The 15,871-nt window shown below is 70.8% G+C and carries 15 protein-coding genes and 1 pseudogene; 10 read left to right on the top strand and 6 right to left on the bottom strand.

Annotated features, from left to right (window positions below):
* Window positions 1-34: 34 nt before the first annotated feature.
* A complete protein-coding gene (locus tag IF88_RS0123270) occupies window positions 35-2,398 on the bottom strand; it encodes a phosphoketolase (protein ID WP_030715750.1) in 2,364 nt (787 codons plus the stop codon).
* A gap of 499 nt (window positions 2,399-2,897) precedes the next feature.
* Between IF88_RS0123270 and IF88_RS0123265 the strand changes: the two genes are divergently transcribed.
* Both IF88_RS0123265 and IF88_RS43865 read left to right on the top strand, forming a co-directional pair.
* On the top strand, window positions 2,898-3,578 hold the full coding sequence (locus IF88_RS0123265) for a helix-turn-helix domain-containing protein (protein WP_051837408.1): 681 nt from the start codon (window positions 2,898-2,900) through the stop codon (window positions 3,576-3,578).
* Window positions 3,569-3,996 (top strand): annotated as a pseudogene (locus tag IF88_RS43865) (HAD family hydrolase); the annotation flags it as partial. The gene IF88_RS0123265 and the pseudogene IF88_RS43865, both read left to right, overlap by 10 nt.
* Before the next feature lie 11 nt (window positions 3,997-4,007).
* On the opposite strand, the gene IF88_RS49080 reads toward IF88_RS43865, so the two are convergent.
* Entirely contained in the window at window positions 4,008-4,142 is a 135-nt protein-coding gene (locus IF88_RS49080; protein WP_267884518.1) for a hypothetical protein, read from the bottom strand.
* 162 nt (window positions 4,143-4,304) lie between these two features.
* Between IF88_RS49080 and IF88_RS48095 the strand changes: the two genes are divergently transcribed.
* Window positions 4,305-4,565 (top strand): DUF3311 domain-containing protein, encoded by a 261-nt coding sequence (locus IF88_RS48095; protein ID WP_030715745.1) that lies wholly within the window; start codon window positions 4,305-4,307, stop codon window positions 4,563-4,565.
* Between the two features lie 77 nt (window positions 4,566-4,642).
* On the opposite strand, the gene IF88_RS0123245 is transcribed toward IF88_RS48095, so the two are convergent.
* The 4 genes from IF88_RS0123245 to IF88_RS0123230 all read right to left on the bottom strand — a co-directional run bounded on the left by IF88_RS0123245 (window position 4,643) and on the right by IF88_RS0123230 (window position 8,156).
* Window positions 4,643-5,833, bottom strand: a complete 1,191-nt coding sequence (locus tag IF88_RS0123245) for a cytochrome P450 family protein (RefSeq protein ID WP_030715742.1) — start codon at window positions 5,831-5,833, stop codon at window positions 4,643-4,645.
* A complete protein-coding gene (locus IF88_RS40695) occupies window positions 5,830-7,023 on the bottom strand; it encodes an MAB_1171c family putative transporter (protein ID WP_030715739.1) in 1,194 nt (397 codons plus the stop codon). The genes IF88_RS0123245 and IF88_RS40695 overlap by 4 nt, the downstream gene beginning before the upstream one ends.
* On the bottom strand, window positions 7,020-7,547 hold the full coding sequence (locus IF88_RS0123235) for a hypothetical protein (protein ID WP_030715735.1): 528 nt from the start codon (window positions 7,545-7,547) through the stop codon (window positions 7,020-7,022). The genes IF88_RS40695 and IF88_RS0123235 overlap by 4 nt, the downstream gene beginning before the upstream one ends.
* A 153-nt stretch (window positions 7,548-7,700) precedes the next feature.
* Window positions 7,701-8,156: a helix-turn-helix domain-containing protein gene (locus tag IF88_RS0123230; RefSeq protein ID WP_030715732.1), complete on the bottom strand. Its 456-nt coding sequence runs from the start codon at window positions 8,154-8,156 to the stop codon at window positions 7,701-7,703.
* 329 nt (window positions 8,157-8,485) lie between these two features.
* Here IF88_RS0123230 and IF88_RS0123225 point away from each other — a divergent pair, with 329 nt between their 5' ends.
* The 7 genes from IF88_RS0123225 (at window position 8,486) to IF88_RS0123195 (ending at window position 15,871) form a co-directional block, all read left to right on the top strand.
* Complete coding sequence (locus tag IF88_RS0123225) at window positions 8,486-10,582, top strand: nuclease-related domain-containing DEAD/DEAH box helicase (protein ID WP_030715729.1); 2,097 nt, start codon at window positions 8,486-8,488, stop codon at window positions 10,580-10,582.
* A gap of 34 nt (window positions 10,583-10,616) precedes the next feature.
* The gene (locus IF88_RS0123220; RefSeq protein WP_030715727.1) at window positions 10,617-11,114 is read left to right on the top strand and encodes a hypothetical protein; all 498 of its coding nucleotides are present in this window, start codon (window positions 10,617-10,619) and stop codon (window positions 11,112-11,114) included.
* A 274-nt stretch (window positions 11,115-11,388) separates the two neighbouring features.
* The gene (locus IF88_RS0123215) at window positions 11,389-11,919 is read left to right on the top strand and encodes a toxin-antitoxin system HicB family antitoxin (RefSeq protein ID WP_030715724.1); all 531 of its coding nucleotides are present in this window, start codon (window positions 11,389-11,391) and stop codon (window positions 11,917-11,919) included.
* A 106-nt stretch (window positions 11,920-12,025) separates the two neighbouring features.
* A complete protein-coding gene (locus tag IF88_RS0123210; protein ID WP_030715720.1) occupies window positions 12,026-12,874 on the top strand; it encodes a DUF4097 family beta strand repeat-containing protein in 849 nt (282 codons plus the stop codon).
* Window positions 12,875-12,919: 45 nt separating this feature from the next.
* Window positions 12,920-13,933, top strand: coding sequence for a daunorubicin resistance protein DrrA family ABC transporter ATP-binding protein (locus IF88_RS0123205; RefSeq protein ID WP_030715715.1), 1,014 nt, complete (start codon window positions 12,920-12,922; stop codon window positions 13,931-13,933).
* A complete protein-coding gene (locus IF88_RS0123200; protein WP_030715712.1) occupies window positions 13,930-14,727 on the top strand; it encodes an ABC transporter permease in 798 nt (265 codons plus the stop codon). The genes IF88_RS0123205 and IF88_RS0123200 overlap by 4 nt, the downstream gene beginning before the upstream one ends.
* Window positions 14,728-15,076: 349 nt before the next feature.
* Window positions 15,077-15,871: a thioesterase II family protein gene (locus IF88_RS0123195; protein WP_051837405.1), complete on the top strand. Its 795-nt coding sequence runs from the start codon at window positions 15,077-15,079 to the stop codon at window positions 15,869-15,871.

Here is a 15,871-nt window from a genome sequence, read left to right as displayed (position 1 = left end):
TGTGCGGCCCACCCGTACCGACTCGGGCGGATGATCAGTAGGGCCAGGACCAGTCGGCGACCTCCGGCAGGTCCGTTCCGTGGGCGCGGATCCAGTCGTGGTGGCGGATCCGCTGATCGTCCATGCGCTGGCGCAGGGCCGCCGCCCGGCCGGCGAGGCCGGGGACGCGGTCGATGACGTCCGTGACGAGCCGGTACCGGTCGAGGTCGTTGCGCACGACCATGTCGAAGGGCGTCGTGGTCGTGCCGGACTCCTTGTAGCCGCGCACGTGCAGGTGCGGATGGCCGGTCCGGCGGTAGGCGAGGCGGTGGATCAGCCACGGATAGCCGTGGTACGCGAAGACGACCGGCCGGTCGGTGGTGAAGAGAGCGTCGTACTCCGTGTCGGTCATCCCGTGGGGGTGCTCTCCCCTTGGCATCAGGCGGGCGATGTCCACGACGTTGACCACACGCACGGCCAGCGAGGGGAGGTGCTCGCGCAGCAAGGCCGAGGCAGCCAGGACCTCCATGGTGGGTACGTCCCCGGCGCAAGCCAGCACGACATCCGGTTCGCGGGTCCCGTCGTCCGTGCCGGCCCACGCCCAGATCCCGGCGCCCCGCGCGACATGTGAACGCGCCTCGTCCATGTTCAACCAGTCGAAGCAGGGCTGCTTGCCCGCGACGATCACGTTCACCTGGTCACGGCTGCGCAGCGTGTGATCGGCCACCACGAGGAGGGTGTTGGCGTCCGGCGGCAGGTAGACGCGTACGACGCCCGGGCTCTTGTTGAGGACGTGGTCGACGAATCCGGGGTCCTGGTGGGAGAAGCCGTTGCTGTCCTGGCGCCATACGTGCGAGGTGAGCAGGTAGTTGAGAGAGGCGACGGGCGCGCGCCAGCTCAGCTCGCGCGCGCTCTTCAGCCATTTGATGTGCTGGGCGACCATGGAGTCGACGATGTGGGCGAAGGCCTCGTAGGTGGAGAACAGGCCGTGGCGGCCGGTGAGGAGGTATCCCTCCAGCCAGCCCTGGCAGACGTGCTCGGAGAGGATCTCCATGACCCGGCCATCGCGGGAGAGGTTCTGGTCGGTGGGCTCCGTCAGGCCCTGCCAGGCCTTGCCCGTCACGTCGTACAGGTCGTCGAGGTGGTTGCTCGCCGTCTCGTCCGGCCCGACGACCCGGAAGTCTCGTCGTCCGGCCGTGTCCCTCATGACCTGTGCGAGGTAGTGGCCCAGGACGCGGGTCGGCTCGTGCAGGGTACTGCCCGGCTTGTCCACGGGGACGGCCCATGCATCCAGTCCGGGCAGGGGGAGCGAGCGCAGCAGTCGACCGCCATTGGCGTACGGGCTTGCGCCGAGGCGGCGCTCGCCCTCCGGTACGCAGGCCAGGACCTGTGCCGTCGGGCGGCCGTCGGCGCCGAAGAGTTCCTCGGGCCGGTAGGAGCGCATCCAGCATTCCAGCTGCCGCAGGTGTTCGGGGTTCTCGCGGACCCCGGCGAGCGGCACCTGGTGAGCGCGCCAGGTGCCCTCGACGGGTTGCCCGTCGACGGTCGCCGGTCCGGTCCAGCCCTTGGGCGTCCGCAGGACGATCATCGGCCACCGTGCCCGCTCACTGCCCGGATCCGTTCCGGCAGAGCGCGCTTGCCGCTGGATGGCGTGGATGCGGTCGACGGCCTGGTCCATGGCTCTGGCCATGGCCGGATGGACGAGGGAGGGGTCACTGCCGGAGACGTAGAGGGGGTCGTACCCGTAGCCGCGCAGCAGCGCGTCGAGCTCGGCCTCGGGGATCCGTGAAAGCACCGTCGGGTTGGCGATCTTGTACCCGTTGAGGTGCAGGACCGGCAGTACGGCGCCGTCGTGGACCGGGTCCAGGAATTTGTTGGAGTGCCAGGAGGCGGCCAGCGGGCCCGTCTCGGCTTCCCCGTCGCCGATGACGCACGCAACGAGCAGGCCGGGGTGGTCGAAGGCGGCCCCGTACGCGTGGGCCAGTGAGTAGCCGAGCTCGCCGCCCTCGTGGATGGAGCCCGGTGTCTCCGGTGCTACGTGACTCGGCACTCCGCCGGGGAAGGAGAACTGGCGGAACAGCTTGCGCATCCCGTCCGTGTCGCGGCCGATGTCCGGGTAGGTCTCGGTGTACGTGCCCTCCAGCCAGGAGTTGGCGAGGACGGCCGCCCCGCCGTGGCCGGGTCCCCAGACGCACAGGGCCTCCAGGGAACGCTCCTTGATCACCCGGTTCAAGTGGGTGTGGACGAGGTTCAGGCCGGGGGCGGTGCCCCAGTGGCCGAGCAGCCTGGGCTTGATGTGGTCCGGCCGCAGGGGTTCTGCGAGCAGGGGGTTGTCCATGAGGTAGATCTGGCCGGCGGCCAGATAGTTCGCGGCACGCCAGTGGGCGTCCAGCTCCGCGATCCGGTACGTGGTCGTCATGAGCGCTCCTTCGAACCGCAGGCCGGGGCATGGCCGGTTGAGCCGATGCTTGGACCGTGCTCCCCTAGGCCGGGGGGCGGAAGGGCAGGACCGGCCCCTGCATGGGGCCGGTCGGTCCCTTGTGCGACAACGGCCGCATGGAGTGTGGGCCTCCCGCGCAGTGAAGAGGCCCGCAGCGAGGCCGATGGCACAGTTCAGGGGCTTGAGCGGCTCCGGTCAACCAAGATGGCTTGCCCCGACTTGGGTCCTGCCGGTGAGGGTCCGCACGGTGCCGAGGAAGCGCAGTGGAGCGGGGCCGCCCCGGATATGGCCAGCCTTCCTGCAGCGGGGGAACCGGCCTTCGCCGTCATACCCGAGAGAGGGCCGCAGGGGTCCGACCGGCCCCGGTAGGGGACCGTCCGGCCCTGTGCGTGCACCGGCGGCGGGTACAGCCTGAGGTTGACGCCCAGTGCGTCGCCAAGTTCCTGTCCCTGCTACGAACCGCAAGGGTGTGACGATCATGGGAGAGACCACCGCAGATGCGTCCCCGATCAAGGTTCCGGCTGCCCGGGGTGACCTCGGACGGCGCGTGACCGCCCGCCGCGAAGAGCTGGGAATCACGCGTGAGGAACTCGCAGAGCGCTGTGGGGTCGCCGCGTCGTACATCGCCTACGTGGAGGAGCGGGCGGCGGCGCCCAGCATGGGCATGCTCGTGGGTCTCGCGGACGGGCTGGGGACCACCGTTGCCGAGCTGACCGGGAGAACGACCGACAGCCCTCCCGGCATGGGGACCGCGATGCGTGATTCCGCGTCGACGGTGCTGAGCGAGGCCGAGTGTCGCCGCCTGCTCTCCACCCACGGCATCGGCCGGGTCGGGTTCTCCGGCATGGAAGGACTTGCCGTCTTTCCCGTCAACTACGTCGTTGTGGGAAATGAGATCGCGTTCCGCACGGCGGCCTACTCGCGCCTCGCCGAGGCGACAGGGACCGAGGTCGCCTTCGAGGTGGACCACATCGACGACGCGATGCGCGAAGGCTGGAGCGTCATGGCCGTCGGCGAGCTCTCCGGCGTCACGGACGGCGAGCGCGTCAGCCACCTGTACTCCGTCGCCCGCTCGCTCCCCTGGGCCGGCGGACCCCGTACGCACTGGATGTCCGTGACCCCCACCCGGATCACCGGCCGCCGTGTGGGATCCGGGTGAGCACCCCGCGCGCCGTCGTCTTCGACACCGATGGGGTACTCCTCGACTCGGCGCGGCTGCACACCGCGGCCTGGAAGACCGCCTTCGACAGCTGTCTGGTCGCCGGGCCGCGTCCGGGAAGGGGCGGCAGCCTCCCTTCGATGCGGACCGTGACCGCCAGTGGGTCGACGGCAAGCCCCGGCTGGACGGGGCTTGCTCCTTCCTGAGCTCCCGTGGCATCGACCTGGTGGAGGGTACGGACGCTGCCGGACTGGGACTGGCGGGCAAGCCGGACCCCGCCTTGTTCCTCGAAGCGGCCGTACGGCTAGGGGTGGACCCGGCCCGCTGCGCGGTGGTGGAGGATGCCCTCGCGGGGGTCGAAGCAGGTCGGCGCGGCCGCTTGGGCCTCGTCATCGGCCTCGACCGGACTCCGGCGACTGGCTGACGCGTTCAGTGGCCGGTGGGGGTGACCAACGGCTCGCCGGCGGCGGCGTCGTTGTTGAAGATCACATGGGTGTCCGGCGACGCGTTGGAGAGGGTCACCAGGCCGATCGCGCAGACGACGGCCACGATGAGGAGCACCATCGACCTCCTCGCCCCGGGAAACGGACACCCGGCGCACTGGTGAACGCGCGACTGCCGGAGCATTAACTGGGATCACGCAGACGGCCGATCACCAGAACCACGTGCAGGACGGGGCATGCCCATGGCGACAGACCAGGGGCGCCTCAGACGAAGCCGCCGGCGGTGACTCCGGTCCGCGTGATCATCGGCTTGTGCCTGTTCGCGCCGTTCGGGGCGATGTTCTGGGTCGGTTCGTACGCGAAGGTCGAACCCATGCTCGGCGGAGTCCCCTTCTTCTACTGGTACCAGATGGCGTGGGTCCTGATCTCAAGCGCGCTGACCCTGACCGCCTACACGTTGTGGAAGCGCGACCGGACGTCCCGCCCGACCAGGACGCGGAACGGGCCGCATCGAGACGAAGAGGGCCGCCGGCCCGGCAACTGATCCACCCCGCCCCGACCGACGCCCGCCGACGGGCTCCCTGACCGGGAGTCCGCGGCGGGCTTTTGCTTTGAGGTTCGTCAGGCGAGGGCCAGGGGGAGGGTGGTCAGGCCTCGGGTGAGACGGGTTCGGCGCCAGGTCAGGGATTCCGCGGGGATGGCCAGGCGGGTGTGCGGGAAGCGGGTCAGCAGGGCGCGGAGGGCGATTTCGGCCTCGGCGCGGGCCAGGGGGGCGCCCGGGCAGCGGTGGATGCCGTGGCCGAAGGAGAGGTGGCCGCCGGCGTCGCGGTCGAGGTCGAGACGGTGCGGGTCGGGGAACGCCGCAGGGTCGCGGTTCGCGGCCCCGGGGGCGATGAGCACCGGGAAGCCCGCCGGGATGTCGACCCCCCCGACGCGCAGGTCCTCCGTGCTGTGACGGAAGGTGGCCACGCTCACCGGGGAGTCGAAGCGGAGCAGTTCGTCGAGGGCGCCGGGGATCAGGTCCGCATCCCGGCGCAGGCGGTCGTACGCCTCCGGGTGCCGGAGCAGGGTCAGGACGGCGTTGCCGATGAATTGGGTGGTGGTCTCGTGCCCGGCGACCAGGAGGAGGGCGGCCAGGGAGACGGTCTCGTCCCGGTCGAGGCCGCCCTCGTCGCAGTCACGCAGGAAGGCGTGGAGCGGGCCGTCGCCGGGGTTCGCGCGGGCCGTGTCGATCATGTGGGTGAGGTAGTCGCCGATGTGGTGCGACGCGGCGTCGATGCGGGCGGTGTCGGTCGCGTCGAAGAGGTCGTGGGACCGGGCGGCGAGGGTGGCGCGGTCGGCCTCGGGCACGCCCAGCAGTTCGCAGACGACGGTGACCGGCAGGGGTACCGCCAGGTCCGCCACCAGGTCGATGTCCGTGCCCGGTCGCCACGTGGTCATGAGGTCGTCCACGACGCGGGTGATGAACGGGCGGAGTTCCCGAACGCGTCCGGTCGTGAACATCCGTGTCGCCACCCGCCGGTGGCGGGTGTGCGCGGGTGGGTCGCTCGCCAGCATGTTGCGGGAGATCGCCGGGTGCAGGTCGCGGTTCGAGGGCCGGTCGGCGAAGAAGCGGGCCGTGTCCTTGGACAGGCGGGGGTCGGTGAACGCCTCGCGGGCCTCGGGGTGGCCGGTGATCAGGTACGCGTGGTGTCCGCCGGAGCCGGTGGGGACCCGTTGGACGGGGCAGCCCCCGCGCAGCCGGTCGTAGGTGGGGTAGGGGTCGGCGAAGAAGTGCGGGTCGCGCAGGGGGTCCTGCCGCGGGGCGGTCACGAGGCGGCGCCCGCGGTCTCGGGTGCCGGGCACCGCGCGTAGGCGTCCGCCACGAGCAGCAGCCACGCGGTCTCCGCCGGGAGGTCGCCCTTGCGGGAGCGGGTGCCGGCGGCGGGCGGGGCCTCGTCGCCGTCGAGGGGGAGGCCCGCGCGCTTCGCGTGGACGGCCGCGGCGATGACCGCCGCCTCCACCTCGGCGTCGCCCTCGGGAGTGTCGGCCGTGCCCCGGCGGGCGACCTCGGCGGCCGCGGCGTCCCGTACCGACGTTCGACGGTACCGGCGCAGGGCCAGCACGCAGTCGTTGATCTCGATGACCCGGCGGTGGAGGTGGAAGTCGAGGTCGTGGATGTCGGCCCCGGTGTTGCCCGGGTCGAGCACGACCTCGGGGACCGCCGAGGTGACCTCACGCCACAGGGGTTCCAGTGCGGTGAACGAGTTCCGTTCCCAGCGACGGCGGCGCAGTTGGCTGAGCGGCCACAGCAGGGCGGGGAGGGTGAGGCCGACGGTGATGAGGAGGACGGCGACGGCGGGCGCGGTCACGCTGAACGTGCAGCGGACGGGGGTCAGTGGCGTCGAGCACCGGGCGTGGTCGGGTACGAGCCCCAGTCCGAGGCCGATGGAGACCAGGGCGAAGAGCTTGTACGCGGCGTAGACGAGGGCGAAGCCGCAGCCGATCGAGGTCGTGCGCAGGCCCCAGCGCTGACTGCGGCGGGTCGAGCGCTTGGACTGGGCCCAGGTCTGCAGCAGGAAGTCCTTGGCCGTGTACCCCAGGTAGGAGATGTAGATGAGCACGTAGCACGCGTACAACGCCGGGTTTCGGCCGGCGAGTTGTTCGGCGAGGAAGAAGGCGGTCATGCCGGCGACGGAGAGCGCGAGGGCGATGACGCGCAGCCGGATCTGCCGGTGGGCCCGTGCGCGGTCCAGATTGAGCTGGAAGAGGAAGGCGAGGACCGAGGTGGCCGCCGTCAGGGTGAAGGTGTTGCTGAGGAGTCGGGCGACGTGCGGGACCACCGATTCGACCGCGCGCTCCACGGCGGGGGCGTAGGAGGCGAAGGCGAGGGCGAACGAGGTCAGCAGCGCCGCCATCGCCCAGGTGCCCGTGGGGCGGTGTCCGCCGCGTCCTCGCGCCACCCAGTACGCGGCGAAGCACAGCAGCACGACGGCCGTGCCCGTGAAGAGGATGTTGATCATTTCCGGTGGCGTTTCTTCCTGTGGGGCTTGGCGAACAGCGCGTCCCAGCTCTCGGCGCCGCTGGCGGGCCGGCTCGACGGGCTTTCGCGTCCCCGGTACATGAGTTGCCGGATCACGCTGGCCATCACCTCGGCCTCGCGTTCGTCCTCACTGGTGTAGCTGGTGCGGCCGGACATGCGCCGGACGAGGGTGGGGTCGAACCCGATCGCGCGCAGGGTGTCCTGGTCCAGTTCCAGACTGCCGGGGTGGTCGCAGATGATGTGGCTGATCTCGTGGGCGAGGATGTGGTTCTGGTGGAGGGGGGAGGTGGCCTCCTCGTAGAACAACAGGTCGGCGTCCGGGGTCTCCAGGCGGATGCCGCACGGGGCGTCCGTGGCGCCCAGGGTGCTCAGCGGGCGCAGGATGATGGGGCGTCCGCGTTGTTCGGCCACGGCGTCGCGGAGGTCGCGGGTGCTGAAGCGGTGCGGGAGTCGAAGTGCCTCGACGCGCGCCTCACACGTCGCGCGAAGCTGCTCAAGGTCCATGTCCTCACTCCGGTGACGCCGGGCGCGGGTGGTCGGCCGGGGCGAACCTTCCCCTGTGAGCCCGCTACGCGCGCCCCCATGCTGACATGATCGCGGCTCCGCTTGGCGGGCGGGGTGGGGCGGGGCCGTGTGCGTCGCCGCCCGGCGCGCGGTTCAGTCGTCGAGGTCGAGGTCCTGCGCGGGGTCGTCGGTGGTGAGCCCTTCGAGCTTCCGGGCTTGTTCAATGACGGTGGACAGCATCTTCAGGCTGTCGACGCTCAGGCCGTTGGCGCGCAGGGCCACCTTGCGGACGTCCTGATCGCGCATGGCGGCGAGGAGGCCTATCTCGGCCTTGGTGCGTTCGGCCGCCGCGCTGTCGACGAAGTAGCCCGCCGGGACGCCGAAGAAGTCGGCCAGGGCCTTGATGGTGTGTCGCGTCGGGTTCCGCTTGGCGCCGGTGCGCAGTTGCTGGATGGCGCTCGCCGTCACCCCGCGCCCCTCCCCGGTCGCGGCCTTGCGGATTCCCTCGGCGACCTCCGCGTAGGTGTAGGGCCCCCGGGAAGGGGGGTGCACCTCCCGGAAGAGGTGGTCCAGGAGTTGGGCGAAGCTGGGCGACTGTTCGTCCTCCACGTACACGACCTCCTTGGCAGGTGATGCCGAGTCTTTGCCCACCACAGTGTTTCTCGAAGCCCATCGGGCTGGCCCCGGCAACACTTTGGTTGACGCCGGATAGTCACTCTGGTGTACGTTACCAATGCTTCGTCGCCACTGGAGTGTCGAGGGACACGTGGTGGAGGCGCGGGCCGGGCCGGGTCGAGCTGCACGGGGGTGAGCTCGGCCGACGGCACGGAGCGCCGTGGCCGCGTCGACGGGGCCGGGCCGGCGGGGCGGGAGGCGCTCTGCCGCTGCCGTCGCTTTCCGTCCTATGATCGCCACTCCGCGTACGAGGGGGGCTCGGCATGGGGGCAGGCGGGGCGGGATCGCAGCGGGCGCAGGAGGCGCGACGGCAGGAGCGGTTGCTCCGGGAACAGTGGCAGGCCGCCCGTCGGCAGGCGCTGAGGTGGACAGCGGTCGGCGAGGGCGAGCGGCGGGTTCTCGCGCAGCTGTTGGTGCTGACCGCGCGCGGGTGGCGCTTGCTCGTCGATGGGCAAGGGGCGGCCACGACGAGGACCGCCAACGCGGACGTGCTGCTGGTGGGACCCGGCGGTGTCTTCGTCCTCGACGTCACGACCGGCGGCGAGCCCACCGAGGGGCAGGCGGCCAAGCTGCTCGCCGCCACCAAGGCCGCCGAGAGCGCGGTGGCGTCCCTCGGGATGTCGCCCGTGGCCGTCCAGCCCGTCATGGTGTTCGCCGGACGGCGCTTCGACGCGGGACTCGGCCGGATACGGCTCCTGGGTGAGCACGAGATCGGTCCCGTGCTGCTGTCGCAGCGGCACCGGCTGCGGGCGGAGTCGGTCCGTGCGATCGCCGATCATCTCGAGCGGGTGTTCCCGGACCACGTGGGGTCGGCGGTCGACCAGCAGCCGTCTTCTGCGCCCGAGCCGCACCGACAGGGCGCTCCGGACGGGCTGTTCGATCTGGAAGGGCTGCGTGACGCGGCCCTGGAGGGCGCGCTGCGCGCGCCGATCGAGCAGTGGATGACCTTCCTCCACCCCGACCAGGTCGCACTGGTGCGCCGCAACTGGTCGGGCCCGGCCCGCATCAGCGGGCCGGCGGGTACCGGCAAGACGGTTGTCGCCCTGCACCGTGCGGCCCACCTGGCCCGGCGGACCACCGGCCGCATCCTGTACGTCACCTTCGCCAACAACCTGCCCCGGGTGCAGAGCACCTTCCTCAGGACCATGGCTCCGGCCGTCGCCGACCGCGTGGACTTCCGCAGCCTGCACTCCTGGGCGCAGGAGTTCCTGCAGGAGCGGGGCGTACCGGTGCGGCTGCACGGAGACAAGGCGGAGACCGCCTTCAGCCTCGCCTGGAAGAACGTCGGCCGCGAAAGCCGACTGGTCGAGCTCGACCCGGCACCGACCTACTGGCGCGAGGAGATCGACTACGTCATCAAGGGGCGGGGTCTCACCAGCTTCGCGGAGTACGCGACCGTCAACCGGCGGCGCCGCAGGGCGAGCCTGCACCGGACGCACCGGCAGTCGGTGTGGGAGCTGTACGAGGCGTACGAATCGCTGCGCGGCGAGCGCGGGGTCCACGACTTCAACGACGTCCTCTCCTTGGCCCTGGCCGAAGCGACACGCCGGCCCGAACGGCCCCCGTACGCGGCCGTCATCGTGGACGAGGTCCAGGACCTCACCCTGGTCGGAGTGCGCCTCCTGCACGCACTCGTCGGTGACGCGCCCAACGGCCTGCTGCTCGTGGGCGACGGCCAGCAGACCGTCTATCCGGGTGGTTTCCGCCTGAGCGACGCGGGCATCGACATCCGCGGCGACCGCGGTCAGGTGCTGCGCACCAACTACCGCAACAGCAAGCAGATCCTGGACGTGGCCCTCGCCGTCGTGGCCGACGACGCGTTCGAGGACCTCGACGGCCTGCGCACTCCCGGCCGCCGCGATGTCGATCTCACCTACCACGACGGGGACGTCGTGCGCGTCACCCGGCCCACGGTGGACGCCCAGGACAGGGCGCTCCTGGACGCCTTGCGCTCCCTGCCCGAGGGCGCGCCGGCCGACACCGCCCTGCTGTGCCCCTCCATGCGTGCCGTCGGCCACTACCAGCGGCTGCTCACCCAGGCGGGCATCCCGGTCTGCCAGTTGGAGCACTACGACGGCCACGCCGTGGACGCGGTGAAGCTGGGCACCTATCGCCGGGCCAAGGGCCTGGAGTTCAAGAACGTCTTCCTGCCCCAGCACGACGCGGTGTTCGCGAACGGGACGGCGGCCGACGCGGCGGGCGGTACGGAGACGTCGCAGACGGCCCGGGAGCGTGAGGAACTGCTGCGCAGCCGGCTCTTCGTGGCCATGACCAGGGCTCGCGACCTGCTGTGGCTCGGCAGTGTCACCCGTGCCGCCGATGGAGCCGCCCCTGTGCGGGGCGGGGCCGGTCAAAGCTGACAATGGGTGGATTCCCAGGAAAAAGGACCAGTTGATGCACCCGTTCTCGTATGCACCGGCCCAGGACCCGCTGTTCGGCGTGGTCGCTGTCGAACTCGATCACGAGGGCGGGAGTCTCGTCGTGGACGGGGAGGGGATCGTGCGGGTCGAGGTGAGGCGGGCCGCCGGTACGGCGGTGGAGAGCCATGTGCCGATCGGGACGCGGGACCCGGACCGCCTGTCGATGACCGTCGGCGGGGCGGAGGTGTCGTTGCGGCCCGCCAAGGGGTTCCTGACGCGCAAGTCCTACCGGGTGGACGTCGGCGAGTACCGGTTGGTGCCCGACTCGCTCGACGGGAGCAGGCTGATCCGGGACGGAGCGGTCCTCGGGGTCTTCTCGTCGAGCGGGGACGGGCGGGTGTCCGTCGACTGGAAGGGTGAACCGGGCGCCGACGGCGCGGCCGTCGGGTACGCGCTCGCCGCGGCGTTCGGGACGGGAGCCGAGCCGATGTGGAAGCTCACCCTGGACGCGCTGCTGGAGCTGTGGCCGTAAGTCCCCCGGCGCACCGTTTCCGATCAATGCGCGGGGGTGGGGGCCTTTGTCCCGTCGACGGGACGGCACGGGACGGGCGATGCCCGCGCCGACCCGCGCGGCCCGCGTGTGGCGCCGCGTGGCGCCGGAGTGGCGCGACGGTGGGGCGATGGCGCCATCTGGCTCAGGGTGGCACTGCGATGGCGCCGCCTCTGACCTGCGGTTTTATAAGTGGTGGCACATGTGGCGCCAGATTGGCTCGCCATGGCGCCATGTGTGTGTCATGCTGGGGGACATGGACCTCACGCCCTATGTCGCCAGTCTTCGGCACGAGCTCGCGGTGGCCGCCGAAGCGGGTGGCGACGACGCTCGCGCTCTCGCCGAGCGCCTCACCGCGCCGCTAGAGTCGGCAGCCAGACTCACCCTCCTGAACGCCCTGTCGGATGCCATGGGCGAGGTCACCCGGGAGCTCGCTCCGGGCTCGGTGGACGTACGGCTGCGCGGGCTCGAACCCGAGTTCGTCGTGACGGCGCCGCCGAAGGACGAGCCCTTCGTGGCGCAGGGCTACGAGGAAGCGCATGCCCTGCCCGCCGTGCCGCTCGCGCCGGAAGGAGAGGACAGCAGTACCGCACGCATCAACCTCCGACTCCCCGGCCACGTCAAGGCACGTGCCGAGCAGGCGGCCGCGCGGGAGGGGCTGTCGCTCAACGCCTGGCTCGTCAGGGCCGTTTCGGGTGCGCTCGAGCCCGGCGGCGGACGGCCGGGTGACGCGCCGGCCCCCCAGCGCGGCGGCGGCAGGAAGAGCTTCACGGGCTGGGTGAGCTAGCCCCGCCGGAGCACCGTTTCGGCGTGCGAGAGGCCGACCACTCTCGCGTCAATCTTCACGTCCCCGGAGCGGGGGCGATCACCAGACTCACGAGGACGGGACAGCCATGCCTTCTTACGACACCAAGGGACCCATCACCGCGAACATCCACGTCGAGGTCGGTGTCGCCCGGATCAGCGCCGGGGACCGGACCGACGCGGTGGTCGAGATCCACCCGCGCACCGCCGGGGACAAGGACGACCAGCGCGCCGCCGACGAGACCAAGGTCGACTTCTCCGACGGCACGCTGACGGTCCGTACGCCGAAGGCACGCGGGCTGTTCTCCGCCCGCGGCTCGGTCCTGGTCGAGGTCTCGCTGCCGCAGGGTTCGCGGCTCCTCGGGACGCTGGAGATGGGCGACATCAGCTGCAAGGGGACGCTGGGCGAGTGCGAGGTCCGCACCAGCGCCGGCGACATCCGGCTCGACCAGGCCGGTCCGGTGCGGCTGAAGACCCAGCACGGGGACGTGCAGCTCGACACGGCGACGGGCGACGTCGACGTCACGACGGGTTCGGGCGACGTACGGGTCCGCACGATCGGCGGGGACGCCGACATCAAGAACTCCAACGGCAACACGTGGCTGGACGACGTGGCGGGCGATCTGCGGCTGAAGGTCGCCAATGGAAACATCACCGTCGGCCGGGCGCAAGGGTCGGTGACGTCAAAGAGCTCGAATGGCAACGTACGCATCGAGGAAGTGGCGCGCGGCACGGTGGAGCTCCAGACTAAGGCCGGCAACCTCGAAGTCGGGATCCGCCAGGGGACTGCCGCCTGGCTCGACATCAACTCCCAGTCCGGGACGGTCTACAGCACCCTCGGATCCGCCGAAGGCCCCACAGAGGGCGCGGAGACCGTCAAGGTGCACGCGAGGACCAGCCTCGGTGACATCACCATCCAGCGTGCGCACGGCGCCTGACGCCAGAGCTCTGCCTCGCAACAGCTACGAAATGGAGGGGGCACGATGAGTGCCGCGACCGAACAGATGGCCCCGCCCAAGGGGATCAGCGCAGTAGGCCTGCGCAAGTCGTACGGCGAGAAGGTCGTACTCGACGGGATTGACCTGCATGTGCAGGCGGGCACGATCTTCGCGCTGCTCGGTCCGAACGGAGCGGGGAAGACCACCACGGTCCAGATCCTCTCCACGCTCATCGCCGCCGACGGTGGCGAGGCGTCCGTGGTGGGGCACTCGCTGGAGCGGGACGCGGAGGCGATCCGCGGCGAGATCGGTGTCACCGGCCAGTTCGCGGCGGTGGACGGGCTGCTGACCGCCGAGGAGAACATGCTCCTCATGGCGGACCTGCACCACCTGGACCGGGCGGAGGGCAAGCGCCGCACCGCCGAATTACTCCGGCAGTTCGAACTCACCGAGGTGGCCGGCAAGATGGCCTCCACCTTCTCCGGGGGCATGCGCCGCAAGCTGGACCTGGCGATGACCCTCGTCGGCAACCCGAGCCTGATCTTCCTCGACGAGCCGACCACCGGCCTCGACCCCCGCAGCCGCCGCACCATGTGGGCGCTCATCCAGCAGCTGACCGCCCAGGGCGTCACCATCTTCCTCACCACGCAGTACCTGGAAGAGGCCGACCAGCTCGCCGACCGGATCGCCGTCCTCGACAAGGGCAAGATCGTCGCCGAGGGCACCGCGGACGAGCTCAAGCGCCGCATCCCCGGTGGCCACATCCGCCTTCGCTTCGCCGACGAGTACAGCCTCGACGCCGCCGCCCGCCGGCTCGGCCTCGACGAGGGCGCCCGCGACGAGGAGAAGCTCACCCTGCAGATCCCGAGCGACGGCAGCATCCCCGCGCTGCGCGCCGTCCTCGACCTGTTGGAGGGTGCCGGAGTCACGGCGGACGCACTGACCGTCCACACGCCCGACCTGGACGACGTCTTCCTCGCCCTCACCGGTGACGGGTCGCGCCATCACGCGACCACCGTTCCCAGCCCCGCCAACACGGCGCAGGAGGCCCGCCGATGAGCACCACGTACGCGATGCGCGACTCGATGACGATGCTGCGCCGCAACCTCAAGCACGCACAGCGCTACCCCTCGATGACGATCTCGATCGTCGCGATGCCGATCCTGATGCTCCTGCTGTTCGTCTACGTCTTCGGCGGCGCGCTCGGCGCCGGCATCGAACTGCCCGGTGGCGGTACGGGTGACCGAGGCGACTACACCAACTTCGTAGCCCCCGGCATCCTCCTGATGGCGGCCACCGCCGGCGCGGTCTCGACGGCCGTGTCGGTCTGCACGGACATGACCGAAGGCATCATCAACCGCTTCCGGACCATGTCGATCTCGCGCTCCTCGGTGCTGACCGGGCACGTGGTGGGCAATGTCATCCAGACCATGCTCAGCCTGGTCCTGGTCATCGGTGTGGCGCTCCTGGTGGGCTTCCGGCCCAACGCCACCGTCGTCGAGTGGCTCGCCGCCCTCGGCATCCTGGCCCTGCTCGCCTTCGGCCTCAGCTGGCTGTCCGCGGCGATCGGTCTGGGCTCCAGCAGCGTGGAGGCGGCGAGCAACGCGCCCATGCCGCTGACCTTCCTGCCCTTCCTCGGCAGCGCCATCGTCCCGCCGGAGTCCATGCCGGTCGGACTGCGCTGGTTCGCCGAGTACCAGCCCTTCACCCCGATGACCGACACCCTCCGAGGCCTGCTCATGGGTACGGAGATCGGCAACAGCGCGTGGCTCGCGCTCGGTTGGGGCGTCGTCCTCAGCGCCCTCGGCTACTTCTGGGCCCGCTCCGCCTTCAACCGCGAGGCGAAGAACTAACCCTCCCGCACCACGCAAGAACCCGAACGGGGCTGCCCGGCCGACAGGCCGGGCAGCCCCGTTCTTAGTGTTCCCCGGCCCGCCGTCCTGTCGACGGGACAGCGGGAACACAAGGAGCGGGGCGCGGTGGCCGAAAACGCAAGGAGGAATCGCTCACCAGTACCCGTCCGGCAGGGCTGTGCGGGCATTCCTTGCCTCGCTGCTGGGGCCACTCCTACGATCAATTGCGGAAGTGCGGGAAATAGGCCGTGACCGATCCGGCCCGCTGCACCAGCGCACCCGGTACTGCATTCCACTTTCTGATATCTGCTCTCCGCTTTCCGCTTCCACCGAAATCTGCAGAGGGGTCATGGTCATACACACGCGCAGCCACGCAACGGAGACCGGCGCCGGACTGGTCGTCGAAAGTCCCTTCATATGGCGGGCGCGACGGCCCGGACACCGCCACCAACTGATCTGCTTTCCGCAGGCGGGCGGCGGCGCGGGAGCCTTCGCCGACTGGGTGCAGGAACTCCCCGCCGACATCGAGGTCGTCGCGGTGCAGCTGCCCGGCCGGCAGAACCGGATCATGGAGGACCCCGCCACCGAGGTCGGCCCGCTCGTCCGGGCCCTGATGCAGGCCCTGCGGCGCGTCCTGGACGGCCCGTTCTCCTTCTTCGGCCACTCCTGCGGTGCCCTGCTGGCCTTCGAGCTGGCGCTGGCGCTCCAGTCGCGCGGCGGTCCCCGGCCGGCCCACCTGTTCCTCTCCGGCCAGGCCTCGCCCGTGCCCTTCCGTGACCGCCCCCAGCTGCACGGACTTTCCGACGAGGAGTTCCGCGCCGAGGTGCTGCGGCTCGGCGGCTTCGACGAGGAGCTCGCCGGCGACGAGGACGCCATGGACGCCCTGCTGCCGTCCGTGATGGACGACTTCTCGCTCTGGGAGCAGCACGCCATGCCCGTCGACGCGCGGCTGGACGTGCCGATCACCGCACTGGTCGGCGAGTCCGACAGCCGGGCGCCGCTGAACGAGATGGAGACCTGGGGCGCGCACACGGACACCGCCTTCGACCTGCGTGTCTACCCCAGCGGGCATTTCTATCTCTTCGAGCCCGGACTGAGCTCCGAGCTGCTCGAATTCATCGCCGGTACGGTGCTGGAGCCCTAA

The sequence above is a fragment of the Streptomyces sp. NRRL F-2580 genome, assembly GCF_000720115.1.
Lineage (GTDB): Bacteria > Actinomycetota > Actinomycetes > Streptomycetales > Streptomycetaceae > Streptomyces.
This window is presented reverse-complemented; position numbering and strand designations above follow the sequence as displayed.

What these genes read in the sequence shown, in the direction of transcription:
- IF88_RS0123270 (WP_030715750.1), bottom strand. Translation starts at nt 2,398, where the DNA reads ATGACGACCACGTACCGGATCGCGGAGCTGGACGCCCACTGGCGTGCC.
- IF88_RS0123265 (WP_051837408.1), top strand. Translation starts at nt 2,898, where the DNA reads ATGGGAGAGACCACCGCAGATGCGTCCCCGATCAAGGTTCCGGCTGCC.
- IF88_RS49080 (WP_267884518.1), bottom strand. Translation starts at nt 4,142, where the DNA reads ATGGTGCTCCTCATCGTGGCCGTCGTCTGCGCGATCGGCCTGGTGACC.
- IF88_RS40695 (WP_030715739.1), bottom strand. Translation starts at nt 7,023, where the DNA reads ATGATCAACATCCTCTTCACGGGCACGGCCGTCGTGCTGCTGTGCTTC.
- IF88_RS0123235 (WP_030715735.1), bottom strand. Translation starts at nt 7,547, where the DNA reads ATGGACCTTGAGCAGCTTCGCGCGACGTGTGAGGCGCGCGTCGAGGCA.
- IF88_RS0123225 (WP_030715729.1), top strand. Translation starts at nt 8,486, where the DNA reads ATGGGGGCAGGCGGGGCGGGATCGCAGCGGGCGCAGGAGGCGCGACGG.
- IF88_RS0123220 (WP_030715727.1), top strand. Translation starts at nt 10,617, where the DNA reads ATGCACCCGTTCTCGTATGCACCGGCCCAGGACCCGCTGTTCGGCGTG.
- IF88_RS0123215 (WP_030715724.1), top strand. Translation starts at nt 11,389, where the DNA reads ATGGACCTCACGCCCTATGTCGCCAGTCTTCGGCACGAGCTCGCGGTG.
- IF88_RS0123210 (WP_030715720.1), top strand. Translation starts at nt 12,026, where the DNA reads ATGCCTTCTTACGACACCAAGGGACCCATCACCGCGAACATCCACGTC.
- IF88_RS0123205 (WP_030715715.1), top strand. Translation starts at nt 12,920, where the DNA reads ATGAGTGCCGCGACCGAACAGATGGCCCCGCCCAAGGGGATCAGCGCA.
- IF88_RS0123200 (WP_030715712.1), top strand. Translation starts at nt 13,930, where the DNA reads ATGAGCACCACGTACGCGATGCGCGACTCGATGACGATGCTGCGCCGC.
- IF88_RS0123195 (WP_051837405.1), top strand. Translation starts at nt 15,077, where the DNA reads ATGGTCATACACACGCGCAGCCACGCAACGGAGACCGGCGCCGGACTG.